Origin of the sequence: Occallatibacter sp. (assembly GCF_036502485.1) — a bacterium.
Classification (GTDB): Bacteria; Acidobacteriota; Terriglobia; order Terriglobales; family Acidobacteriaceae; genus Telmatobacter.
The window spans coordinates 9,929-33,934 of record NZ_DASXYM010000024.1 but is presented as its reverse complement, the minus strand read 5'-3'; the positions used below and the strand labels follow the sequence as shown (position 1 = coordinate 33,934).

General features: G+C 61.0%; 17 protein-coding genes. 8 read left to right on the top strand and 9 right to left on the bottom strand.

Annotated elements, in window-relative coordinates; translation table 11 throughout:
• Positions 1-93: 93 nt before the first annotated feature.
• Positions 94-3,447 carry a protease pro-enzyme activation domain-containing protein gene (locus tag VGL22_RS04205; protein ID WP_465265635.1) on the bottom strand — a complete coding sequence of 1,118 codons (3,354 nt, stop codon included), beginning with the start codon at positions 3,445-3,447 and terminating at the stop codon, positions 94-96.
• Positions 3,448-3,856: 409 nt separating this feature from the next.
• A complete protein-coding gene (locus VGL22_RS04200; protein WP_465265634.1) occupies positions 3,857-5,071 on the bottom strand; it encodes a carboxypeptidase regulatory-like domain-containing protein in 1,215 nt (404 codons plus the stop codon).
• Positions 5,072-5,419: 348 nt separating this feature from the next.
• On the opposite strand from VGL22_RS04200, the gene VGL22_RS04195 reads away from it, so the two are divergent.
• Positions 5,420-5,956: a GNAT family N-acetyltransferase gene (locus tag VGL22_RS04195; protein ID WP_465265633.1), complete on the top strand. Its 537-nt coding sequence runs from the start codon at positions 5,420-5,422 to the stop codon at positions 5,954-5,956.
• Positions 5,953-7,314, top strand: coding sequence for a methylenetetrahydrofolate--tRNA-(uracil(54)-C(5))-methyltransferase (FADH(2)-oxidizing) TrmFO (gene trmFO, locus VGL22_RS04190; protein WP_465265632.1), 1,362 nt, complete (start codon positions 5,953-5,955; stop codon positions 7,312-7,314). The genes VGL22_RS04195 and trmFO overlap by 4 nt, the downstream gene beginning before the upstream one ends.
• A 2-nt stretch (positions 7,315-7,316) precedes the next feature.
• On the opposite strand, the gene VGL22_RS04185 is transcribed toward trmFO, so the two are convergent.
• Together VGL22_RS04185 and VGL22_RS04180 are read right to left on the bottom strand one after the other, a co-directional pair.
• Positions 7,317-8,237, bottom strand: coding sequence for a YeiH family protein (locus tag VGL22_RS04185; RefSeq protein ID WP_465265631.1), 921 nt, complete (start codon positions 8,235-8,237; stop codon positions 7,317-7,319).
• 167 nt (positions 8,238-8,404) lie between these two features.
• Positions 8,405-9,325, bottom strand: a complete 921-nt coding sequence (locus tag VGL22_RS04180) for a selenium metabolism-associated LysR family transcriptional regulator (RefSeq protein WP_465265630.1) — start codon at positions 9,323-9,325, stop codon at positions 8,405-8,407.
• A gap of 293 nt (positions 9,326-9,618) precedes the next feature.
• Here VGL22_RS04180 and VGL22_RS04175 point away from each other — a divergent pair, with 293 nt between their 5' ends.
• From VGL22_RS04175 to VGL22_RS04150, 6 genes are all read left to right on the top strand, one after another.
• Positions 9,619-10,158: a hypothetical protein gene (locus VGL22_RS04175; RefSeq protein ID WP_465265629.1), complete on the top strand. Its 540-nt coding sequence runs from the start codon at positions 9,619-9,621 to the stop codon at positions 10,156-10,158.
• Between the two features lie 35 nt (positions 10,159-10,193).
• A complete protein-coding gene (locus VGL22_RS04170; RefSeq protein WP_465265628.1) occupies positions 10,194-10,577 on the top strand; it encodes a GntR family transcriptional regulator in 384 nt (127 codons plus the stop codon).
• 1 nt (position 10,578) lies between these two features.
• Positions 10,579-11,451 (top strand): ABC transporter ATP-binding protein, encoded by an 873-nt coding sequence (locus VGL22_RS04165; RefSeq protein WP_465265627.1) that lies wholly within the window; start codon positions 10,579-10,581, stop codon positions 11,449-11,451.
• Positions 11,448-12,374 carry an ABC transporter permease gene (locus VGL22_RS04160; protein WP_465265626.1) on the top strand — a complete coding sequence of 309 codons (927 nt, stop codon included), beginning with the start codon at positions 11,448-11,450 and terminating at the stop codon, positions 12,372-12,374. The genes VGL22_RS04165 and VGL22_RS04160 overlap by 4 nt, the downstream gene beginning before the upstream one ends.
• A 422-nt stretch (positions 12,375-12,796) precedes the next feature.
• Positions 12,797-13,147 carry a PadR family transcriptional regulator gene (locus VGL22_RS04155; RefSeq protein WP_465265625.1) on the top strand — a complete coding sequence of 117 codons (351 nt, stop codon included), beginning with the start codon at positions 12,797-12,799 and terminating at the stop codon, positions 13,145-13,147.
• A gap of 17 nt (positions 13,148-13,164) precedes the next feature.
• The gene (locus VGL22_RS04150; protein ID WP_465265624.1) at positions 13,165-15,828 is read left to right on the top strand and encodes an ADOP family duplicated permease; all 2,664 of its coding nucleotides are present in this window, start codon (positions 13,165-13,167) and stop codon (positions 15,826-15,828) included.
• Positions 15,829-16,100: 272 nt separating this feature from the next.
• Here VGL22_RS04150 and VGL22_RS04145 read toward each other — a convergent pair whose 3' ends face one another.
• The 5 genes from VGL22_RS04145 to VGL22_RS04125 form a co-directional block, all read right to left on the bottom strand.
• Positions 16,101-16,586, bottom strand: a complete 486-nt coding sequence (locus VGL22_RS04145) for a hypothetical protein (protein WP_465265623.1) — start codon at positions 16,584-16,586, stop codon at positions 16,101-16,103.
• A 278-nt stretch (positions 16,587-16,864) separates the two neighbouring features.
• The gene (locus tag VGL22_RS04140; RefSeq protein ID WP_465265622.1) at positions 16,865-17,767 is read right to left on the bottom strand and encodes an RluA family pseudouridine synthase; all 903 of its coding nucleotides are present in this window, start codon (positions 17,765-17,767) and stop codon (positions 16,865-16,867) included.
• A 98-nt stretch (positions 17,768-17,865) separates the two neighbouring features.
• A complete protein-coding gene (locus tag VGL22_RS04135; RefSeq protein ID WP_465265621.1) occupies positions 17,866-21,024 on the bottom strand; it encodes an efflux RND transporter permease subunit in 3,159 nt (1,052 codons plus the stop codon).
• A complete protein-coding gene (locus VGL22_RS04130) occupies positions 21,024-22,631 on the bottom strand; it encodes a FixH family protein (protein WP_465265620.1) in 1,608 nt (535 codons plus the stop codon). The genes VGL22_RS04135 and VGL22_RS04130 overlap by 1 nt, the downstream gene beginning before the upstream one ends.
• Positions 22,628-23,956, bottom strand: a complete 1,329-nt coding sequence (locus VGL22_RS04125; RefSeq protein WP_465265619.1) for a TolC family protein — start codon at positions 23,954-23,956, stop codon at positions 22,628-22,630. The genes VGL22_RS04130 and VGL22_RS04125 overlap by 4 nt, the downstream gene beginning before the upstream one ends.
• Between the last annotated feature and the right edge of the window lie 50 nt (positions 23,957-24,006).

Genomic DNA, 24,006 nt, shown 5'->3' with positions numbered 1-24,006 from the left:
TCAAGGCATGGAAAAGTTACCCCATCGCCCATGCGGCAGTAAAAAAAGCGGACGCCCAAAGGCGCCCGCCGTGTAGTGATCCGATTCCCGTGCTTAATTGATGGTGAGCGTAAAGCTGCTCTGCGCGGTGATCGAGCTGTCTGCAGAGTCCTGCCCTGTGACCGTGATGGTGTAGGTGCCTTTCGGCGGATCCGATGAGCTTGAACCGCCACTGCTGCTGCTGCATGCGCTCAAGCCGTAGGTTACCGCCACCAGCGCAATTACACATGCCAGGCCGCGCAGCTTCCGCGAAGAACGACCCAGCAGACCGGCCAGAAGGAGACCCGCAAACGCCAGTCCTCCCGGAAGCGAGCTGCTGCCTTTCTGGTTGCTGGCATGTGCCGATTTACCGCGTACGAGGAGCGGCTTGCCGTGTGCCCCCGCCCGAATCGCAGCCGAACTCGCGCAGTCCGCCGCGCTCGTGTCGATCTGCACTGTTCCGGTCACGGCCGAACTGCCGCTGACTGCGAGATTGCCATTGCTGTCGAAGCCCGAGCCCGCGAATATGCACAGGTTCGTCAGCGCCGTATCGTTCGACGAGCTCACACTGAAGCCCACAGTCCCCGTGTAGCCATGAGCGGGCGTCAGGGTGAGTGTTTCGTTTGCGGTTGAGCCGCGCTTCACGGAAAGAGTGCTCGGGCTCAGCGCCACGGTGAACGTGCCTTTCACCGGAGCAGCCACAGTTACCGTCACGGCGCTCGAGGTCGAAGCAGAGTAGGTCGAGTTGCCTCCATACTCCGCCGTAACGCTGTGCGTCCCCACTGTCAGTGCGCTGGTGCTGTACGTAGCGGAGCCTGAACCCAGGCTCTGCGTGCCCAGCGTAGTTGTGCCGTCCTTGAACGTCACGCTTCCCGTGGCCGCAGCGGGCGCCACGGCAGCCGTGAAGGTGATGCTGGTTCCTGACGTCGGCGTGTTGTTGTCCACCGCAAGGCTGGTGGTGGTTGGCGTCAGTGCGGCGGCGTCCACTGTCACCGTCGCTTTTCCCGTCGCAGAAGAGTACGTGCCGTCGCCGCTGTAGGTAGCGGTGAGGGTATCGGTGCCGACCTTGAGTTTGTTGGCGGGAATCGTGAGGGTCACCGTTCCGCTGTTCAGATCCGCGGACCCCGAAGTGTAGGTCCCGCTGTCTTTCAGTGTCACTGATCCGGTCGTCGTTCCTGACCCCCCGCTCACCGCAACCGTAACATCCAGCGAGTTCGCCACGTTCACTGTGGAGCTGGCTGGAGTTACCGTCACCGTTGCCGCTGCCGAGCCCAGGCTGCTGCTCCAGTTCGAAATCAGCGCGCTCACGTTTACGCTGCCCAGACCGGTAGCCAGATCGTAGCCGCCCGTCGTGTCATAGCCCGTCAGAAAGTAGTTCCCGGCGGAGTTCTTCGAGCAGTTCGGCGTTCCCGATGTGCACGGCACCGAAACATTGCCTACCGTCACATCGTGGAAAATGGTGCTGGCGCTGGAGCTGTTCTTGTAAAGGTTGTAGAGGTTTTCCGCCGCTTGTCCCAGGCGGCCACCGCCCTGGCTCTGCTGCACCAGGGCCAGCATGCCTGCAAACGCCGGAGCCGATGCGGAGGTACCGCCAAATCCATCCACGTTTTGCGTACCGGTCACGTCGGTGCAGTTGAACGTCACTCCACCCGTAACGTACGTATCGCAAACTGCCCACAGCGCGCCTTCCAGACCGTTGCCGGCCAGAAGCGAGACATCGGGAACATCGCGTACACCGTCGGGCGGAACACCCGTGCCACGCTGCCACGAGGGCTTGCTGTACCCTGACGTGCAGGTCCCTATGGTGTAGGTGGTCGAGCTGTCCACGGTGGTGTTGGTCGAGCAGGTGCTCTTGCCTCCGCTGCCCGCCACAATCTCCTGCAGTCCGGAGGAAACCGACCAGGGCACATTCGCGCTCACGGTCGTGTTGTTGGAGGTCGAATCGTTCCAGGTGGATTCCGGAATGTACTGCTTCGCTGATCGATAAAACGTCCCGGAACTCCCCCCTGTCCCGGTCGAATCGGGAACCGTGGCGTATGTGCTGAAGTTGCTCTCCAGGCTGTAATAGTCCGTGCCGCCCACCGCGATGTTGTACGCGGTCGATCCCAGACCGTTGATCGCAAGGCCACCTGCGGCCGCGGTGATATTGCCCCCGCTGCCGTTGCTCGTCGGGTCGCACGCCGCGGAGCCGTTGTCGCCGGTCGATACCGTCACCGCGATGCCCTGCATCGCCGCCTGCTTCCACAACCCGGCAACGAATTGGTTATCGGACGTCGAGTAGGCAAGCTCGCAGGCGCCAAAGCTCAGGCTGAAGATATCCACCTTGTTGTCGTTCAGCGCCTGTTCAATGGCGCTGTACAAGTCCGACGAGGCGTAGTAATGGACTGTCGCGCCCGGAGCCAGCCCGCCCGAGATCTCCATGTCCAGATAAGCCTCATCCGCATCGTTGGTGCTGGTCACGGAGTCGGTAAACGTGATCGTCGGAGCCGTGATGTCTCCCAAAAACGCGGTGCGGTAGTTCACCACCGGCGTTGCGCTCACGTTGGCGTCGCCACCGATCCCGATCGTCACTCCCGCGCCCGTATAGCTGCTGGAGCCGGAGAAGTTGGCGTTGTAGCTGTTCGGGGTGTTGTAAATGGTGGCTGCGTCCCCCGGCACAACATACAGATACTTGGCCGAGCCCGTTCCCGCATAGCTCAGATCGGGACGAGCCCGCACCCCGGCAGGCGCCACGCCGTCCACTTCATTGATAGGCGTGAACCGGCCGGTATTCAGATCCAGCGTTGCCGGAGTGCCCCGGTGCGACAACGGTCGCGGCGACAGAGTGTTCAACCGCATCACCCCGGATACCACTTCCGCCAGCGCCGCCGGAATCGTGGGCGCGGCCGTGTTGGCATAAAACTGCCGGCCGTTCAGCGAGTACGAATGGATCGGGGTCCGGAACGCCTTCTGGATCTGTCCCGCTGTTCCCGAAAACGCAATGTCGGTCTTGGCCTTGGAAACCGATTCCACCGTCAGCCCCTGCGACTCCAGCCACGCCACCACTGCTGCAATATCGGAATCCGCTGGCCCATAGAGCGCCCCAAACTGCTCCGGAGTGAGCCACTTGTGATAGTTCGGCGACGCCTTCTGCTGCAGCTCGGCCAAATACTGCGTCAGCGCCGCTTCCTGAGCTTCGCTGCGCTTCAGTCCGAGCCGCACATGCGTCATCTGCGTCGAAGCAGCTGCCGCGCCTTGATCCATAGCCGCCCGGATGCTCGCGCTTAAACTGCCCTTCAGCGCGATGCGGGATGCGTCATTTACGGGTTCCGAGATGCGCGGCGCAACGTTCTGCGCGCTCAGGATGGTGCTCGCCATCAAAAGGGTCCCAGCGATTACGCCGCCCATCCGATGCCCAGGCTTCCGGGAGAGTGCAAAATTGGTCTTCATGACTTTTCCTTGTGGCGTCTTGAAATGGGAATGTCTCAGCAGGGCTGAAAAGGTAAAGCAGCTGTACGTCCATCACGGTCCTGCAACAGACACATCGGGAGATTGCAGCCGAACTTCGTCGGTTTCCGAATTATGCACGAGGAACTACAAACAGGATAGCCGGATCCCAGATCGGGTACTTACCAGCTTAGACCGGGCTCGCCTCGCAAAGTTATGAAGACTAAGAAGTTTTTACGAAATGTCTCCGCCGAACCCCGCCGCCAAAGTAGCCCAACTAAATCCACAATCCGGCACTCACTCCCACTCCCCGCAGACTCGCGCCGCCAAAAGCAAAGGGCGCCCGCGAGGGAGCGCCCTTCTGTCTTGTGTCCGTTGCGCCCGCATCCCGTGCCGGGCCTCTGGACCGGCTCTACGACTTCTTGCCGGCCTTGTACGACGAATTAATCTTCTGCCCCGCCTGATCCAGAATCCCCTTGGCGTCCGCCGCATAGGGGCCGCTCGGCGCCAGATCCAGATACTTCTGATAGGCCTCGGCGCAGCCCGGAGGCAGAATAATCTTCTGCGTCTTGGGATCGATCGTGGCGTTCCCCACCAGCCCCTGACCCTTCAGGTAGTACAGGATCGCCAGGTTGGGATCGTTGGGGTTGGTGGAGGCGGCAATGGCCTTATCGGCCGCGGCCACCTGCGCGGCAGCATTGCCCTGCTGGAAGAAGATCACGGCCTGGTTCTTCAGGTAGAAGCTGGCCTGCGACGGATTGGCCTTGGCTGCGGCGTCATATGCGGCGTTGGCATCCTCAACCTTGCCCGTGCGGGCGTAGGCCTCGCCAATGCCGCTCTGCGCCAGACCCTGTACCTCCGGATTCGGCTTCTTCGACGTGGTTTCGAGATCGATCGCCTTCTTGAAGGACGTGATGGCGTCATCGTACTTCTTCAATCCCACCTGCGCCTGCCCCAGCCGGGCCCAAAGGATCGACGCATCCGTCTTCGCCGCCGTATCCCTGGTCATCATCTGCTCGACCTCGTTGTACTTGGCGGCCTTGATCTCCTGCTCCTTCGCGTCGAGGGCCTGCTTGGTGGCGCCCGCGCCCAGTTCCTGAGTGGCCTGCGCACGCGCCCCGTCAGCGGCGTGGATGTCGTCTGCCACCGTCTTCAGGTCCCCATTGAGCTGCTTTACCACCTGGTTGTTCTTCATCGCCTCGGAGTTGTGCTTGCGCATCTCTGCAAGCTGCTTCTGCTGCTCTTCCGGCAAGGTCTTGATGTACGCATCGCGGGACATATCAATGTCCTGCTCCGTCGTCTGGCCGGCCACCACCTTCACGTTCTCGATGTGGTCAACCTGCTTGTCCTGCGGAGTTTCCGGCTGGCGATACACCAGCGTGTACGTGCCTGCCGGGACATCGCCGGTGAACTCGCCCTGCGGGTTCACCTCGAACACCGTCCCCTTATCCTTGCCCTGCGGCACGGCCGTCACATTGCCATTGCTCTGGGGAGCGCCCGTGGGGTTAATCACATGTCCGTGGATTTTGCCCGTGGCCGCCGTGGGGGCCGCTGCCGGCGCCTGCGCCATCACTGGGACAGCAACATAGGCTGCCAGTCCGAGGCAAAGTGAGAGGATCCTTTTCATCGTTGTTTCTCCTTGGAGCTCCGCGAGCCGGAAGGCCGCGGGCTCAGAAATCAAAATCTCAATCCACCCTGCGCACGGCATCCGCGCCAGGAAGAGGAGCGAAGCATGCGGGAAATCGTGTTCGCACCAGCCCGGCCCGACGACATGCCCCGCATACACCTCGTCCAGCACAGCCCAAGTTAAACCCTCGCGCAACCTCAAGACAAGGGCGCAAGGCCCTGCCTCCATGTGAACACGGTTGCATGGCAATGGGTTGCGTGCAGCCCTGCAGATCCGCCCCGCAGCCCCTATGGTAGTGCCTCCCCGACCCCTGAAAATGTGGCGAGGATCACACCCTACAATATAAAGATGGCGACAACGATCCGGCCCGCTACGGCCGCCGATACAGCACTCATCCTCCGCTTGATCCGCGCCCTGGCCGCCTATGAGCGCGAGCCCGACGCCGTGGAAGCCACGGAAGACGACCTCCTGCGCCACGGTTTTGGCGAAAATCCCTACTTTCAGTGCCTCATCGCCGAGCTCGACGACCAGCCTGTTGGCTTCGCCCTCTATTTCTATGACTACTCCACCTGGCTCGGCCGGCCGGGACTCTACCTCGAGGACCTCTTCGTCGACCCGCCCTTCCGCGGCCACGGCGTCGGCAAGGCCCTCCTCCTGCGCCTCGCCGCCATCGCTCTCGAAAAGGGCTGCGCGCGCCTCAAATGGGAGGTCCTCGACTGGAACCAGCCCGCCATCGACTTTTACCAGTCGCTGGGCGCCGAATTCCTCGACACTTGGCGCAACGTCCGCGTCAGCGGCAACGCCCTGCGCCGCCTCGCCGGAGATTCCTCGAGATCAGCGGAACCGGCCCAGCCCCCTCGGCCCGGCCAGCAGGTCACCCAGTGAAAGTGCGCGTCATCGGCGGCGGCCTCGCCGGCCCTGAAGCCGCCCTCACCGCCGCGCGCCTCGGGTGCCCAGTCGAGCTCTACGAGATGCGCCGCATCGTCGACGGCAAGCCCCTGCTCACCCCTGCCCATCAGACCACCGACTTCGGCGAACTGGTCTGCTCCAACTCCCTCAAAAGCGAATCCGAGAACACCGCCCCCTGGCTCCTCAAGCAAGAGATGCGCCGCGCCGGCTCCGCTCTCCTCCGTCTCGCCGACCAGTCAGCAGTACCCGCCGGCCACGCCCTCGCCGTCGATCGCGTCCAGTTCTCCCGCCTTATCCAGCAGGCCATCGACGCCCACCCCGCCATCCGCGTGATCCGCGAAGAAGTGACGAGCCTCGAGAACTATGACGGCATCACCATTGTCGCGACCGGCCCCCTCACCTCTGACGCCCTCAGCCGCGACATCCAGCGCATCACCGGCTCACAGCACCTGGCCTTCTACGACTCCATCTCCCCCATCGTCGATGCCGAAACCATCGACATGGACCGCGTCTACTTCGCCGCCCGCTGGGACAAAGGCACCGCCGACTACATCAACTGCCCCATGAATCGCGAGGAGTACGACCGCTTCTATGACGCCCTCCTCGCCGCCGAGCCCGCCGCGGCAAAAGAATGGGAGAAGCTCGACTACTTCGAAAGCTGCCTCCCCATCGAAATCCTCGCCCGCCGCGGTCGCGACACCCTCCGCTTCGGCCCCATGAAGCCCGTCGGCCTTCGCGATCCCCGCACCGGCAAAAACCCCTGGGCCGTCGTCCAGCTCCGCAAAGAGAACCTCCGCGCCGACAGCTACAACCTCGTCGGCTTCCAGAATCACCTCAAATATGGTGAGCAAGCCAAAGTCCTGCGCCTCATCCCCGGCCTCGAAAACGCCCGCTTCCTCCGCTACGGCCAGATCCACCGCAACACCTACATCTGCGCCCCCGCCCTCCTCGACGAGACCCTGGGGCTAAAGGAAAAAGAGCGGAAGCTCCTCTTCGCCGGGCAGATCTCCGGCGTCGAGGGCTACACCGAATCCATCGCCACTGGCCTGCTGGCCGGCATCTACGCCGCCGCCCTCACCCGCGGCGAACAGCCCATCCCCATCCCCCGCCCCACCGCCCTCGGCTCCCTGGTCCACTACATCACCCACGCCGACGCCAAAAACTTCCAGCCCGCCAACATCACCTTTGATCTGCTCGTTCCCCTCGAAGAAGAACTCCGCAAAAAGGTCCGCGACAAGAAAGAACGACACCGCATCCAGTGCGAGCGCGCCCTCGCCGAGTTTGATGGCTGGCTTGCATCCATCCATCCCCACAGCACCCCCGCCGTACCCTGAATTTAAAGGTGAACAATCCCCATTTGGATCAGCGCCAGCGACCCCGCGGCCACCACGATCCACAGCACAATCCCTTGCAGCAGCGGCCGCGCGCCCACCAGCCTGATCGTCTTCATGCTCAGCCCTGAGCCAATCAGATACAGCGTGACCGTCAGCCCCATGACCCCCACCTGCTTCATCACCGGATAAGCCGGCTGCAGCACGCCCACATACGTGTCCGCCACAGCCGCCAGACAGAAGAACAAAATGAACCACGGCCACTGGATGCGCGCCTTGCTCTTCTTCACCGCCGCGGTCCCCAGGGACAGCGGCACAATCCACAGCGCCCGCGCCAGCTTCACCGTCGTCCCCACCGCCAGCGCCAGCGTGCCAAACTTCGCCGCCGCGCCCACCACGGAACTCGTATCGTGAATGGCCAGCGCCGACCACAGACCGAACTGCGTCTGTGACATGTGAAGCTGCGTGCCAATCAACGGAAAGGCCACCAGCGCGATTGAGTTGAGAAGGAACACCGTCCCCAGCGATACCGCAATCTCCTCTTCGCTGGCCTCGGCAATCGGCGCGATCGCCGCAATGGCGCTCCCCCCGCAAATCGCCGTCCCCGCTGAGATCAGAAAGGACGTCGTCTCCTTCACCCGCAACAGCTTCCCCAGCGCCCACCCCAGAACCAGCGCCACCGAAATGCTGCAGGCCGTATAGAAAAATCCCGACCGCCCCGCCTCCAGCACCTGGTGCAGGTTCATTCCGAAACCCAGCCCCACCACCGACACCTGCAGCAGCAGCTTCGCTCCGCGCCGAGCATGCCCCTGAAACGCGTGCTCAAAACTGAATCCGTAAGCAATCCCAAGCGCCAGTGCCACAGGCGGCGAAATCCTCCCGCTCGCCGCCATCACCAAACCAGCTAGAAATACGATCTTCGACACACATCCAGTCTTCGCCGGCGTGCGTCCCCACGTCCAAGCAGAAACACTGATGCCCCATCACTGCCGCTTATACCCGCCCTTCAAACCGGCTCGTCACGCAGCTTACACCCCCAAACTTCTCTTTCAGAACCTCGGGGCTAACTCGCTAACTCGCCAACTCGCTCTTGCTAATCCGCTGCTTTGCGTCGCGTCCTCGCCAGCACGAAATTCCGGAACTCCGCCGCCGCTCCCGCCAGTTCCGGCCCCTTCCGCGCAATCAGCACAAACTGCCGCCGAAACCGCATCCCCGCAATCTCCACAATCCGGAAAGCGCTCCCGAACCGCGCGTCCTTCGCAATCGCCCAGCGCGACACAAACCCCACCCCCAGTCCCGCCTCCACCGCCGACTTGATCGCCTCCGTCGAATCCAGTTCCATCACCACGTTCAATGCACCGCGGCGAATGTGGTGCTTCTCCAGCGCCATCTCCACAATGTGCCGCGTGCCTGATCCCCGTTCCCGCATCAGCAATGGCGCGCGCGCCAGGTCCTCCGGCGCAATCCCCCTGCCCTCCGCCCACTCATGCGCCGCCGGAACCAGCAATACCAGTTCGTCCTCCAGAAACGGCGTCAACGCCAGGTCGCGGTTCCGCGGCGGACCCTCAATCAAGCCCAGCACGATCTTGTCTTCCTCCACCGCCGTCACAATCTCTTCCGTATTGCCGCTGGTCAGCGTGGGGCTCACCCGCGGATGTGCCTTGCAAAACTCGCTCAGCAGCCGTGGCAGCACATATTGCGCAATGGTGGTCGATGCCCCCAGCGTCAGCCGTCCGGCCTGGCTTCCGCTGAACGCCGCCACTCCCTGCAGCGCCTCCTCCAGCAGACGGCATGACCGCTCGGAATACTCCAGCAGCGCCGTCCCCGCGGGGGTCAGGCTCACCCGCGATCCGCTGCGATCAAACAGCCCCACTCCCAGTTCCTCTTCCAGCGCCTTGATCTGCTGGCTCACCGCCGGCTGCGTTAAATACAGCTCTTCAGCCGCCTTGCGAAAGCTCAACTGCTCAGCTACCTTGCGAAACACCGTGAGCCTGAAGTTCTCCAGCGATGCCATGGCAGTGATTATCGCAATTCAAGCAGTAGCTCTCCTCCTGGCAAAGCCGACACTGAAGACTCGGGCCGCCCCGGCAACCCGCCGATGTCCTCTCCTGATCAGCGCAGTTCGACAAAGCAAACTCCTAAACGACGGCCTGAAACAGCACGCACCGCCGGGCCATCCGGTACGAGGCGCCGCGATTCTCAAAAAAAAAGCTTGCATTCTGTTTCGGTGTTATGGTTATGTATAACACTAGATCGCGCGGGATTTTCAAGCCGCGATGAGTCCGCCAGATTGAGGAGGAGTTCCACATGAGATGTTCTCGTCTAGTTCTCTCCGTTGTTCTATCCACGTTCGCCACGGCCGCCTTCGCCCAGTCCGATGCAATACAGAAAGCTCCCCCCACTGACGCGAAAAAATCCGTCGAAATGCTGAAGACGCTTGCCGGCTCGTGGGAGGGCACGCTCACCACCACGCCCGTAGCCTCCGAAGTTCAGAACAAACATGCTCATGTCACGTTGCGCGTCACATCCATGGGAAATGCCTTCCTGCATGAGATGAAAATTGAGGGCAGACAAGACGACCCAATCACCCTCTTCTATCTCGATAACAATCTGCTCACGCTGACCCACTACTGTGACGCCGGAAATCGTCCCCGAATGATCGGCAAGTCGCTGCCGGATGGCAAGACACTCGACTTTGAGTTCCTCGACATCGCCGGCGATCCCCACTACCACATGCATCACTCAAAGTTCACCATCATCGACTCCGGCCATCACATCGAAGAATGGACGTTCATGGCGGGTGACAAGCCCGTGCTGGCGCGCCTTGACCTGCAACGTACAAACTAACCAGATAACAGGTTGCAGGAGTTTCAAACATCAGGATGGATCTTCAGTGGAACGACAGCCAGCCGATTTACCGCCAGCTTCGCGATCGCGTGGTCGCCATGATCCTCGACGGCATCCTCAAAGAAGGCGACCCCCTGCCTTCAGTGCGTATGGTCGCTGCCGAATATCGGGTGAATCCGCTCACTGTCCTTAAGAGTTACCAGGACTTGGTAGAAGAAAAACTGGTCGAGAAGCGGCGAGGACTGGGTATGTTCGTGACCGTCGGCGCTCACCAATTGCTGCTCGCAGCGGAGCGCCAGAAATTCCTCACAGAGGAGTGGCCCCGCATCAGCGCAAAGATCCAGCTCCTCGGCTTCGCTGCGAAAGATTTGTTGCAGGCTGCACCACCCAGATCCAATCCCAAACAGGAGGACCGCTGACATGGCGCTGATAGAGGGCCGCGGCCTTCGCAAAGTGTTCAAAACCACTGTTGCCCTCGAGGGCATCGATCTACGCGTCGAACAGGGACGCATCCTGGGACTCATCGGCCCCAACGGCGCCGGCAAAACGACGGTCCTCAACGCCATACTTGGCCTCACACCTTACGAAGGTCAACTGACTGTGCTCGGCCTCGACCCGTGGGCCTGCCGTGACCGGCTCATGCGCGACGTCTGCTTTATCTCCGACGTCGCAATCCTTCCGCGCTGGCTTCGCGTCTCTCAGGCCCTCGACTTTGTCGCCGGGGTGCATCCCCGATTTGACCGTGCCAGGGCCGATAGCTTCCTGGCGAAAACCGACATCAGGCGAACCAGCAAAGTCCGCCATCTCTCCAAGGGAATGGTCACCCAACTGCAGCTTGCGATTGTCATGGCAATCGATGCCCGCCTGCTGGTCCTCGACGAGCCGACCCTTGGCCTTGACCTCCTCTTTCGCCGTCAGTTCTACGATTCGCTGCTCAACGATTACTTCGATCGCAGCCGCACCATCATCGTGACCACGCATCAGGTCGAAGAGGTGCAGCACGTCCTCACCGACCTCATGTTCATCGACCGCGGACGCATCGTGCTCGACACCAGCATGGAGCAGTTCGAATCGCGATACACCGAACTGCAGGTACGCTCCCAGCAACTCGCCACCGCCCGCGCACTCAAGCCGATATGCGAGCGCCAAACCCTCGACCGCACCCTGCTCATCTTCGATGGCGTCGACCGAACGCAACTTGCTTCGTTAGGCGACACTCGGACCCCGAGCATCGCCGACTTATTCGTCGCGGTAATGTCCAACCAGCCCCAGAGACACGGAGCGGCACAATGAGTTCGCCTTCCACCCCCATGTCCGGCTTCGAATCACAACCCCTTGCTCCTGCGGTTATCTCCCCGCACCGCATACTCTATTGGTCCATCCGCCGCGAACTATGGGAACATCGCTCCATCTACGTTGCGCCTTTAATCGTTGCCGGCCTCATACTTCTTGGATTTCTGATCGGCTCCTCGCACATGGTCGCCAACGTACGCTCCGCCCAGTCACTCGGGACGATGCAACTCCAGGAAGCCATCGAGCGGCCATTTAGCCTGGCTGCAATGTTCCTGATGGGCATCGGGTTTGTCGTCTCCATCTTCTATTGTGTCGAAGCTCTGCATGGCGAGCGGCGCGATCGCAGCATCCTTTTCTGGAAGTCCCTCCCCCTCTCCGACCTCACCGTAGTGCTCTCGAAAATGATGATCCCGCTCCTCGTCGTTCCGCTCATCACCGTCGCACTTACCGTCGTTACGCAAATGCTGATGTTGCTGCTTGACCTCGTGATACTGCAGGTAAGTGGCTTGAGTCTGACCCTCCTGTGGACGAACCTCTCCCTGTCCACTATGTGGATGATGATGCTCTACCACATGCTGGCTCTCCACGGATTGTGGTTTGCGCCCGCTTACGCCTGGATGCTCCTGGCTTCCGCATGGGCGCGACGCGCAGCATTTCTCTGGGCCGTCTTACCACCTGTCGCCATTGGCGTTCTCGAGAAGATCGCATTCAACACCGCCTATTTCCCGCACTGGATGCAGTACCGCTTCGGCGGAGCCCCGGGCTCTGAAGCCTATCCCGGGAATGACCATGCCATGCATGCCTGGGCGCATCTGAACATCGTCCGGTTTCTGCTCAGCGCCGATCTGTGGAGCGGCCTCGCCGTCGCAGCGCTCTTCCTTTTCGTCGCGGCACGGGTCCGCCGCAATCGCGGCCCCCTCTGATTCGCTCCGCTGCACTGAGTTGATCGCATCAGGTTCACGCCGCTCGCCGCGTGCGGCAAACATGCAAACCGTCAGCGTGCATCTGGTGCGGTCTCGCCACTTCACCTCTCCTACATCGCGCAGCACGCGAAACTGCAAAAAGTTATAGTCGCCGCTGTTCTTTCGCGCACTGCTGATGGAGTCTGGCCATCCGTGAACCACTCCGGCGAGTGGCCGCACAATCGGAAATCGCATTCGAGAGACCCCGGCAGGCAGCACCTGCGGTCCCGGGGAGAAATCCGGTTCGGATCATGCGCCAATTTCGCAGATTGCGGGAGGGACACCGCGCAATCGCCTCTTCCTCGGAATTCATTTCTGCTTCCCATAGTCATCCGAGTGGTGTATAACTGCTTCCCATAGTCGTTCGAGTGGAGACGGCGCTCATGGCCATGAAGAGACCCCCGGAAGCCGGAGACGTTTTGCACGGCACGCTCGACATGCTGATCCTGCGCACCCTCGTTCGCGGACCGGCACACGGTCATACCATCTCCCACATGATCGAGCAGACCTCGGAGAACGCGCTTGAAGTTGAGCAGGGTTCGCTTTATCCAGCGCTGCATCGGCTTGAGGACCGCGGTTGGGTCTCCTCCGAGTGGGGCGTGAGCCAGAACAATCGCAGGGCTAAGTTCTACCGGCTCACGAGCACAGGCCGCAAAGAACTCAACGCCGCTACGGGCCGATGGCGGAGGATGACGCGCGCCATCGGCTTGATTCTTGGAGAGTCGTTCGAATAAGCGGGAGGGAAACGAGCATGAATTTTCGTCGCTTTCAAGATCGGAACAACAAAGACCAGGATTTCGCCGACGAGATCGAATCTCACATCGCCCATGAAGAAGATGGCAACCAGTCCCTCGGCCTCTCCCCGGAGGAAGCCCGCCGCCAGGCAAACCTTCGTTTCGGCAACCCGCGGAGCTTGCGTGAGCGCGAGTGGCGCCATCGCTCGCTCCCCTGGATCGAAGACCTCAAACGCGACTTCTCCTTCGCTCTGCGTGCACTCAGGAAAACCCCTGGCGTCACGCTCATCGCGGTTCTGGTCATCGCCGTAGGCATCGCCGTAAACACCGCGGTCTTTTCCGTGATTGACGCGGTCCTGCTGAAGCCCCTGACCTATCCGCACCCAGAGGAACTGGTCTCGTTGACCAATACAGGCCCGCAAGGCTCATTCGCGGGCGCCAGCATACCCCGGTTCAGCCTCTGGCGGCAGCAGACCAGCATCTTCCAGCAGGTCGCCGCAATGGACTTCGGCGGAGCGGGCCTGAACCTCACCGGCGGCGACCACCCTCAGCAGGTCCAGGGCATCCACGTCTCCGCGGACTACTTCGCGATGTTCGGCGCGCCCGTGATCGCTGGCCGCACCTTCACCGCCGAGGAAGACAGCCCCAACGGCGGTCACGTCACCGTGCTGAGTTATGGCCTCTGGAAGAGCCGCTACGGTGCGAATCCCAACATCGTCGGATCCACCATCCAGGTCGACGGCCAGCCCTTCGTTGTCGTCGGAGTCATCGGTCCCGGATTCGTAACCGACACCCCGGCCGATCTCTGGGTCCCCTTTCAGTTCGATCTCAACTCCAAAGATATGGTGTTCTTCTTCACCGCGGCGGCGCGCCTCAAACCCGGCGTGACCATCCCCCAGGCCAACGCCCAGATGCGCCTGGCTGCAGACCAGTTTCGAAGGCTCTATGGCGACGATTCGCTGCCCCCCAAAGGAAGCTTCGGCGTCGCTTCTCTCCAGCAGGAGATGATCGGCGATACCGGCTCGCGACTCCTCGTTCTATGGGGAGCCGTTGCCTGCGTCCTCCTCATCGCCTGCGCCAACGTCGCAAACCTCCTGCTCGCCAGAGCCGCCGCGCGCAAACGCGAGTTTGCCACCCGCGCCGCTCTCGGCGCCGGACGCGGTCAAATCGTCCGCCAACTTCTGGTCGAGAGCCTCACCCTTTCCCTCTCCGGTGGACTACTCGGACTTGTGCTGGGTTTCGTCGGCGTCCGCCTCCTGCTCAGCATGAATCCCGGCGACATCCCCCGCATCGGCGAACACGGCGCCGCCATCACCCTCGACGCCAACATTCTGCTCTTTACGCTCGGCGCTTCCCTTCTCACTGGTATCACCTTCGGTCTGATCCCTGCCATCACCGCGTCCCGCGTCAACCTCGCCTCCGCGCTGAATGAAAACGGCGCCCACGCCAGCACCGGCGTGCGCGGCGGACTGCTCCGTTCCGTCCTCGTTGTCGCCGAGATGGCCCTCACCGTAGTGCTGGTGGTCGGCGCCGCCTTGCTGATTCGCACCTTCATGAACCTCGAAGCCGTCGATCCCGGCTTCGCCATGCACAACGTAATGAGCATGTCCATGTCGGTCAGCGGCGACCGCTTTCAGACCACGGCCCCCGTGTCCCAGGTCATCCTCGCAGGAACCGATCGCCTCCACGCCCTCCCCGGCGTTCTCGACACCGGAGTCAGCAACTGCCTGCCCATGGCCGGCGGCTTCGGAATGAGCTTTGACGTCGTCGGCCGGCCCAAAGGAGGACCAGACTCATCCGGCGGAGCCGGCTTTTGCTCCCTCTCCTACGGCTACTTCAGTACGCTCCAGATTCCCTTGTCGCTCGGCCGCACCTTCACCCGCCAGGACAACGCCGCCGCCCCCGGCGTCGCCGTCATCAATGAGGCCATGGCCCGCCGTTTCTGGGCCGGCCGCGACCCGCTCAAAGATCAGATCCTGATCGGCGCCGGCGCCGGCCCGGCCTTCGCGGAAGGTCCGCGCCAGGTCATCGGCGTCGTGGGAAATACTCATGACAACGGCCCCAACACCGACCCCACCCCCATGATGTATATCCCGCTCGCGCAAATGCCGGACCTCGAGACAGCCCTCAATTCAAAGGTCGCTCCGCTCTGGTGGTTCGTGCGCAGCCAGGCCGATCCCCGCACCTTGACCACACCCATCGCAACCGCTCTGCGCGAGGCAAGCGGCGGCCTTCCCGTCGCGCACATCCGCACCATGGAAGAGCTGGAAGCGGCAAACATCGCGCGACAGCGCCTCAACATGCTGCTTCTCACCGTCTTCGGGATTGCCGGATTGCTGATGGCAGCCATCGGCGTTTACGGCGTCATGTCCTACTCGGTTCAGCAGCGCACCCAGGAACTCGGCGTGCGCATGGCCCTCGGCGCCCGCGCTGCCAACCTCCGCAACATGGTCATCCGTCAGGGAATGACGCTCACCATCATCGGAGTGCTCATCGGATCCGCCGGCGCCTTCTGGCTCACCCGCTTCCTTGCCGGCTTCCTCTTCGGAGTCAAACCGCTCGACGTGATGTCCTTCATCGCAACGCCGCTCCTGCTGTGCCTTGTCGCTCTGGTTTCGGTGTGGGCTCCGGCGCTCAGAGCCACGCGCGTGGACCCGATGGTCGCACTCCGCGTCGAATGAGCCAGGGCTGGATCAACCCCATCCGGCACAAACCTCGTCAGCCAGAGCAGCGAACGATCGCTTCTCAGCACACCAACCTCCGGGTGCCTCACCCTCGCCGCGTCTTTGTTCTTGCGGCCATCGGGGTCCCCCCATTCATTCGGGAATCCACAAAAAACAGGCGCGCCAAACTTGTGTCCGACCCACCGCAAAGCATAAGTCTCGACATAGCTTCGATATTTCCAGTGGGCAATCGCTGTGTCCGTCGATGAATTGAACCCTCGCCAGCGATCTCACTCTCCGGTCGGCATCACTTCCTCAATCCCTGCCCACGGCCCACCTTGAAGCACAAGGTACTTCAGATACAGTTCGGCGCCTGCACGATCTGCGGATGTGAGCAAGCTACGGGCCGACTCCTGAACGCGTTCCTTTGTCAGGGTGGCCAAGTCAAAGTCCTGCTCGATCATGCCCGCTGAATGGGGAATTTCCAGCGAATTAAGGAAGCTTACAATCACGGCACGATGCTCGTGGAGGAGGTACAGCTTCAGAAGGTCATCCACAATCTGGTCAGGGAGCGACAGGGTTGCCGCCGTCCAGTTAGCCAGGCGCTCAATCGGGCTTTTGCGGACAAAAACCTCGCGCAGGTTTTTCGCTTTTGCGAGAGTGGCAAAGAGGACCTGTTTCTCTGTGCCCTTTGACTCAGCCCAAAATACTCTGCTGGCTCCGACCCGGATCTCATCGGGCAATTGTCGCCAGACACGGTTTGCAGAAACAGGCATTAGCGGTCCTCTCACACTTCGAACTGATGCACCAGCATTGATGATAACGGTTGCGAGAGCAGTTCAAAACGGGCAGGGTGAAGCACCATCCAATGCTGGTTCTCATCTTCGACCCGAGGCAGTGGTGAACTCCAGCGCATTCTCGATTCAACGCCCAACGGGTGATCGGACATCCTCGTTCTCGCCTGAACAGGAGACCCGCAGTGCCGCAAGGATTTCCTGAAGGAGCGCTCGCACCTTCTTCATTGGCGACAGGAAAACCTGATTGCACACCCGCTTTAAACCTGCCGATCCAATGAGAAGCCGGACGGCAAAGCTGCCTCAAGATGGATTTGTTCTCCGGTGATCGGGTGGTGGAATTTTAGAAATTGGGCGTGCAGGAAATATCCTCCATCGCCGGGTAAGCCGGGGTGATCCTTAAGAGGCTGACCGGTTGCGTCGTACAAAGGATCGCCAACCAGGGGATGTCCGATGGATGCCAAATGGATTCTGATTTGATGAGGGCGGCCCGAACACAGGCTTACCTCAAATGTTGTGGTGCTTGTGGTGCGTGAGATCACCTTTGCCAATGACCTCGACGGTTTGCCGCTTGGGTTGGCAGCCCACACTGACCCGATGAGCGGATGCGGTACGAGGCCGATGGGTGTGAAAATTTCATAGACGTCGTGCTGTGCAACGTTTTGAGCCAGCGCCCGGTAAGTCTTTTGAACTTTCGGCGTATTCCAACTTGCAACGAGAGCGGAGGCCGCTTGCGCAGTTTTGGCAAACAGGACGATGCCGGTGGTGGCTCGGCCTAAGCGGTGAACAGGGTTTGCGTTGGGGGTATGGTCTTGCACCAGGCGCAGGAGCGTGTTTTCCATGAAGCCGCCGCCTGGCAGGGTGGGCAGCCCGCTGGGTTTGTTGACAGCCAGCAGATGAGGGTCCTCAAACACGACTTCGAAGTGACGAGGCGCGTCTGGTTCGATCCAGGGGGGACGGTTCCAGACCAGGGTTTGGCCCGAGGTGAGCGATTCGCTTCCGGTGGCGGTCACGCCGTTGAGGGTGACTTCACCGCTGTTCAGTTTTTGTTGCCAGGCTTCCGGCGTGGAGTGCGAGTACCGGCTTGCCAAATGGGAGAGCAAGGTCTTTCCATGGTATCTGCTGCTAATGATTGTGGTGTAGGCATAGCCTCGGTTGAGCATGCATTTCGAGTGTAAACAATGCATCTGCTGTAGCAGTCCTTAAATTCAAGGAGTCGTCTGTACTGCCCCTCTCTGGTTCCGGCCGCAACAGGGGTGATTTAGATGCGAGTGAATTCTTCGCTCGGAGCCCGTTGACTAAGTGCAGATCGTCTGAGTGCCCGCTTCTTGAGCATGACGAAGAAGACCGGCACCAGGATCAGGACATGAACGGTCGACGTAATCATGCCGCCGACGATCGGCGCCGCAATGGGCTTCATCACGTCGGAGCCAATACCCGATTCCCAAAGGATGGGCGCGAGGCTGAGGATGACCGTTGTCACGGTCATGAGCTTCGGTCGAAGGCGCTGGACCGCGCCCTCGATGACTACCTCTTCCAGGCGGGATTCCGTCATCGGTTCGCCCTGACCCGCATGACGCTGGAAAGCTTCATGCAGGTAAACCACCATCACCACGCCGGTTTCTACGGCGATCCCGAACAGGGCGATGTAGCCGACCCACACAGCCACGCTGAAGTTGAAGCCAAGCGCCCACTGCAGCAGAAGCCCGCCAGACATGGCATACAACGTCGGGAAGATGAGCACAGCTGCCTCGGCTGCGGATTTGAAGACGAGATACAGCAACAAGAAAATTACGAAGAAAACGATGGGCAGGATGATCTCCAGGCGTTGTTTGGCTCGCATCTCAAACTCATATTCTCCGGCCCAGTGCCATGTGTATCCGGGCGGCAGCGTGAGCTTTTGCGCGAACAGTCGATTGGCGCGCCCCACGTATCCCCCGTAATCGTGCGCTTTCAAATTGAGATAGACATAGCCGGTAAGCGAACCGTCTTCATCGCGGATCATGGACGGACCCCGGGAGAAGGAAACGCGTGCCACCTGACTTAATGGAATCTGCTCGCCGCCGGGCGTCGCGACCAGCGCCTGCGAGAGCGATTCGGGATGGTCGCGGAAGTCACGCGCATAGCGAACAGAGATTGGGAAACGCTCGCGGCCCTGCACATTTTGCGCGATGGTCGCCCCGCCGATCTCGGACGTAATCACTCTTTGCACGTCGGCCACAGTCAAACCATAGCGCGCGGCCTCGGGCCGATTGACGTCCACATTGAGATAGAAGCCTTGCGATACGCGTTCCGCGAAAGCCGAATTTGTGCCTGGCGCTGCAGATAGGATCTGCTGCATCTGGGCGCCGATCTCCTCAATACGCGCAAGATCGCGGCCTTGAATCTTGATACCGATGGCAGTCTTGATGCCGGTCAGTTCCATGTCCAGGCGATTCTCGACGGGCATGGTCCAGGTGTTGGTGAGGCCCGGAAACTGCAGCTTCTCATCCATCTCCTGGATGAGCTTTTCGTAGGTCATTCCCAGACGCCAACGCTCGCGCGGCTTGAGCATGATAGTGGTGTCGTACATATCGAGCGGCGCATTATCGGTGGCACTGTCGGATCGGCCCACGGTGCCGAAGACCGTCGAAACTTCAGGGAAGGAACGAATGATTCGATCCTGCTCCTGCATGAGAGCCGACGCTTGTGTGATGGAGATGCCCGGGAGCGCACTCGGCATGTAGAGAGCGGACCCCTCATAAAGCGCCGGCATGAACTGGCTGCCGAGACGAAAGTAAAGGGGAATCGTGGCGGCTAGGAAAATCAGGTTCAATACAATCACCAGCCTCCGGTGGCCCAGGCACCAGCGCAACACAGGCAGGTAGATGGCCTGAGTAACGCGGGCCGCCGGATTTTGCGATTCGGGGCGCAGCTTGCCGCGCAGGCAGAGCGGCATCAGCGCCGGCACCAGCGTGATGGAGAGCAGGGATGCGCAAACGAGCGCCAGGGTCTTGGTCCAGGCAAGAGGGCGAAACATGCGCCCCTCTTGCGCTTCGAGAAGGAACACCGGCAGGAACGACACAACGATAATGATCAGTGAGTAAAACAGCGCGGGACCGACCTGCTGCGCTGCGAATACAAGGATTCCGCGGCGTGTCGGCGCGTCCGGCTGATCCGTGCGTTCGGCAAGGTGTCGGTAGCCATTCTCGACCATGACGATGGCAGCATCGATGAGAACACCGATGGCAAGCGCGAGCCCGCCCAGCGACATGACGTTCGACGTGACGCCGAGGAAGTACATGGGAATGAACGCAGCAAGCACCGCGATCGGAACGGTGAGAATGGGCACCAACGCCGAACGGAAGTGGAACAGAAACGCAATGCTGACGAAGCTGACAATGATGGCTTCAAAAATCAGGTCGCGCTTGAGAGTGTGGATGGACTGGTTGATGAGCCAGGAGCGGTCATACCCGGTGACGATTTCGACGCCGGCCGGCAGCGAAGGCGCGATCTCACGGAACCGGGCCTTTACTCCATCGATCACGTTGAGCGCGTTCATCCCGTAGCGCATCACGACGATTCCGCCCACAGTCTCGCCCTGTCCCTGCCAGTCGGCCGCTCCGCGCCGCACGTCGGGACCAAAAGAGACAGTACCGAGATCGCGCACCAGCACGGGAGTGCCGTTCTTCGAGGCGACGGGAACATTCTCGAGATCAGAGAGAGATTTCAAATAACCGAGCCCTCGAATCATGTACTCGGCTCCGCTCATCTCCAGAACGTCTCCGCCAACTTCATTCGTGCTCTGCCGGACGCGGTCGATAACCATCGATGCCGAGATGCCATAGGAGAAGAGCTTCTTCGGATCGAGATTGACCTGGTACTGGCGCACGAACCCGCCGATACTGGCGACCTCTGCCACACCGGGCACTGTTTCAAGCTGATAGCGCAGGTACCAGTCCTGCAACGCGCGGAGATCGGCAAGGCTGTGTGTATGGCTGCGATCTATGAGGGCATACTCATACACCCATCCGGCGCCGGTGGCGTCGGGACCGATGGCGGGATGCACGTCAGCGGGCAGCTTGCCTGCGATCTGCTGAAGGTATTCCGTCACCCGCGAACGCGCCCAGTAAAGGTCAGTACCGTCCTGGAAGACGACGAAGACGTAGGAGTCACCGAACATCGTCTGGGCACGCACGTTCTTGACGCGAGGTGCGGAGAGCAGCGCCGAGACGATGGGATAGCTGACCTGATCCTCGATGACGTTGGGCGGTTCGCCGGCCCACTCGGTGTGGATGATGACCTGTACGTCGCTGATGTCAGGAAGCGCATCGAGAGGAACGCGCTGCAGGCACCACACGCCGGCCACCACCAACAGAATGGCGCCGGTGAAAACGAGAAACGGGTTGCGGGCGCACCATGCAATCGTTCGGGAGATCACTACATGCCTCCCGTTGCACTAGCCGTCAGCTGCTTCGTTGCGATGATCTGTCCGCCGCGTTGCACTGTGACGGTGACTTGCCATGTGCCTCCGGATGGCAATTCGAGCGGCGCTTCGTATGTCCCATTTCCCTTGTCAGACAAAGTGGCTTGAGCGTGCTCCGCCGCCATTCCCATTGCCGGCATGGCAGGCATGAAGAAGGCTACGGTCACCTGTGCCCCGGGGACCGGCTTCCCATCCCCGCCTTTGACGAAGACGCGCAGTGCGTTTGTCCCCTTGCGCGGAGGTGATGGCACGGTGATGAAATCGAGCTGAAGTTGCGGCGCAGATGCGGCTCCCTGCCCCGGGCTCGCCGGTGGAGTTGGGGGCCTTGCTGCACCCATCGAAGCCTGAACCTGCACTTCAGAATCCAGCAGAAAATTCGCAGAGCTTACCACTCGATCACCCGCTTTCAGTCCTTTGAGGATCACGATGGAATCATCGAGAGTGGGGCCAGTCTCAACAGTGCGCGGTTCGAGGTTCCCTCCTCCATGGTCGACAAACGCAATGGTGCGCGCACCGGCTTGCAATACCGCAGACGCCGGCACCACCAGCTGGCGTCCGAGCGGAGCGGCGAGATCCACGTTGACGTACATTCCGGGTTTGAGCGCGATTCCCGGATTTGGAAAAATGAGCCGCACGCGCACTGTGCGCGTCGCAGGATCAACCTGCGGAAGCACCTGATCGACCCGCCCGTTGAACTTCCGTCCCGGATACGAATCGACCGTGACCTGACCGGCATTGCCCGGCCTGAGACGGCCGACATCGCTCTGCGCTACATTTGCGTACACCCAGACGGTCGAGAGATCCGCAATGGTGTAGAGCTTGGTTTCGGGTTGCACATAGGCATTGGATAACGCGTTTCGCTCCGTGATGTATCCCGAAACCGGCGAATTGATGGCGATGTCGTGCTGCACCTTCCCGCTCTGCTGCAGATTCGTGATCTCCTGATCGGGGATTCCGAACTGGTGCAGACGGTCTTCGGAAGCATGCAGCAGCCAATCGCTCTCCTGCCTGGCTGTCCCGTGCTGGTCCGCGCCGTGCCCATCTGCCCCATGCCCATCCTGCGAAAAAGCATTCTGATTCTGTCTGGCAAGCAGATACTCCTGCTCGCTGCTGACGATATCGGGACTGTAGATGGTAAAGAGACGTTCCCCCTTGCGGACGTATTGATACGTGGCGTTCGCGAAGACATTTTGAATCCATCCTGCAAAGCGCGTCTGCACATACGAGATGCGGCGTTCATCGATGTCGACCGTGCCGGGAACGCTTACCCTGTCGTTCAGTTGCCGAATCGCGGCGACCGCTGTGGTGACGCCGATCTCCTGCATGCGCTGGGGAGAAAGCTGAATCGGAGACAGGTCAGGCTCCGCGCTGGCGTCGGCCGTCTTTGCAGCGGAGAGTGGCTGTTCAGGTCCGCTCAGACCGCGGGCAACGACCGGATCCTCTAACGGAGTGTCAGACGAAAGTGGATGACCGCGTAAGAGGACGAAGACCAGAGCGGCGCCGAGAAGGAGGCAGACAACGCTGGCCAGAAAAAACGCGGATCGATAAGAGCGGGAGCTCATGGCTTCACCTCTGCGGGGGACTTCTGAAACTCTTCGAATGAACCACCGGTGGCGAGTTCCAGGTCGGCCAGGTGGGCATCGAAACTCGCGGTGGCCTGGAGCATAGCCAGATCAATGTCGATGACGCTCATCTGGCTGTCGAGAAGATCCAGAAAATCGGCCTTGCCGTTTTCATACGCGATGACGCTGGACTGGAGCGTCGCTTCTGCCTGGGGCCGTAGTTGGTCGCGGTACATGCTTGCGAGCTTTTGCGCGGATTCAGTTTCTACCAGTGCTTCCTGGATTTCCCCGAACACGGCGTTGCGCATCGCCGCCAACTCGGCATCCTGCTGAGTGACGCGCCCCGTGGCTTCAGCAATTTCCGAATCGTGCCTGCGGTGGTTAAGCCAGGGCAGATTCATGGAGCCTTCGATCATGTAGTTGTTGCGATAACTGGAACCTGACGGCATGAGCATGTAACCGGCCGAGAAGTTAAAGTCCGGAACGTAGGCGGTCTTTGCGAGCGCCTGCTCTTTGTGGCTCCGTTCCAAAGCGGCGCGGGCCGCCGCGAGGTCCGGACGGGTTTGCAGCGCCAGATCCTGAAGCGCCTGAAGAGACGGCAGCTTCGAGAGCACCGCGTGCTCACCACGGACACGAAGCGCAGCCGAGGGGTCGCGCCCGAGCAGCGTGCTGAGCCGGGCGCGGGCCAGATCGACATCCTGATCTACGCGAATCATATCTTCGGCAACCCGCGTGAGCGCGACCTCGGCCTTCAGAATGTCCTGCTGCGGCACCTTGCCAACGGCGTACTTGATGCGGGCCGCCTCGATCGCTTGGCGGGCGATGCCGACGTGCTCATCGTGAATGCGGATCTCGTCCTGGGCGCGCAAGAGATCGTCGAAGGCTTTGCGAGCACGAACGCGGACATCGAGTCGAACGCGATCCAACTCGGCGCGCGCCTCGGTCACGCTCGATTCGGCCACGCTTGACCGCAGCGCGAGCTTGCCGCGCCCCGGCAACGCCTGGCTGATGCTGAACATGTTCTGGGACTGGTTATAGTTCCAGGGCTGGCTCAACGGCACGCCCCACGCGCGAAACATGACCATGGGATCGTCGAGCGTACCGGCGGCGGGCACGTGTGCCTGCGCGATGGCGACCCGACGCGCGGCTACTTCGATCTCGGGATTCGCCGCCAGCGCTATCCGCTCGATCTCGTCGATCGTGAGAGCGTCAGCAGCCGTTTCTGATCGATGGTGCTGCTCAAAAACAGCGTTCAAACTCGCGAAGCGATCGTCGTTGACTGACGTCTGCGCACGCGAGACACTTACCGGCACCGCGGCCGGCAACAAGAGACATGCAATTACGAGAGCTCTCATGGCTCCTCCAGGGAATGCAA

Excerpts from the sequence above, each read along its gene's own strand:
- VGL22_RS04205 (WP_465265635.1), bottom strand. The coding sequence starts at position 3,447 with ATGAAGACCAATTTTGCACTCTCCCGGAAGCCTGGGCATCGGATGGGC.
- VGL22_RS04200 (WP_465265634.1), bottom strand. The coding sequence starts at position 5,071 with ATGAAAAGGATCCTCTCACTTTGCCTCGGACTGGCAGCCTATGTTGCT.
- VGL22_RS04195 (WP_465265633.1), top strand. The coding sequence starts at position 5,420 with ATGGCGACAACGATCCGGCCCGCTACGGCCGCCGATACAGCACTCATC.
- VGL22_RS04180 (WP_465265630.1), bottom strand. The coding sequence starts at position 9,325 with ATGGCATCGCTGGAGAACTTCAGGCTCACGGTGTTTCGCAAGGTAGCT.
- VGL22_RS04175 (WP_465265629.1), top strand. The coding sequence starts at position 9,619 with ATGAGATGTTCTCGTCTAGTTCTCTCCGTTGTTCTATCCACGTTCGCC.
- VGL22_RS04170 (WP_465265628.1), top strand. The coding sequence starts at position 10,194 with ATGGATCTTCAGTGGAACGACAGCCAGCCGATTTACCGCCAGCTTCGC.
- VGL22_RS04165 (WP_465265627.1), top strand. The coding sequence starts at position 10,579 with ATGGCGCTGATAGAGGGCCGCGGCCTTCGCAAAGTGTTCAAAACCACT.
- VGL22_RS04160 (WP_465265626.1), top strand. The coding sequence starts at position 11,448 with ATGAGTTCGCCTTCCACCCCCATGTCCGGCTTCGAATCACAACCCCTT.
- VGL22_RS04155 (WP_465265625.1), top strand. The coding sequence starts at position 12,797 with ATGGCCATGAAGAGACCCCCGGAAGCCGGAGACGTTTTGCACGGCACG.
- VGL22_RS04150 (WP_465265624.1), top strand. The coding sequence starts at position 13,165 with ATGAATTTTCGTCGCTTTCAAGATCGGAACAACAAAGACCAGGATTTC.
- VGL22_RS04145 (WP_465265623.1), bottom strand. The coding sequence starts at position 16,586 with ATGCCTGTTTCTGCAAACCGTGTCTGGCGACAATTGCCCGATGAGATC.
- VGL22_RS04140 (WP_465265622.1), bottom strand. The coding sequence starts at position 17,767 with ATGCTCAACCGAGGCTATGCCTACACCACAATCATTAGCAGCAGATAC.
- VGL22_RS04130 (WP_465265620.1), bottom strand. The coding sequence starts at position 22,631 with ATGAGCTCCCGCTCTTATCGATCCGCGTTTTTTCTGGCCAGCGTTGTC.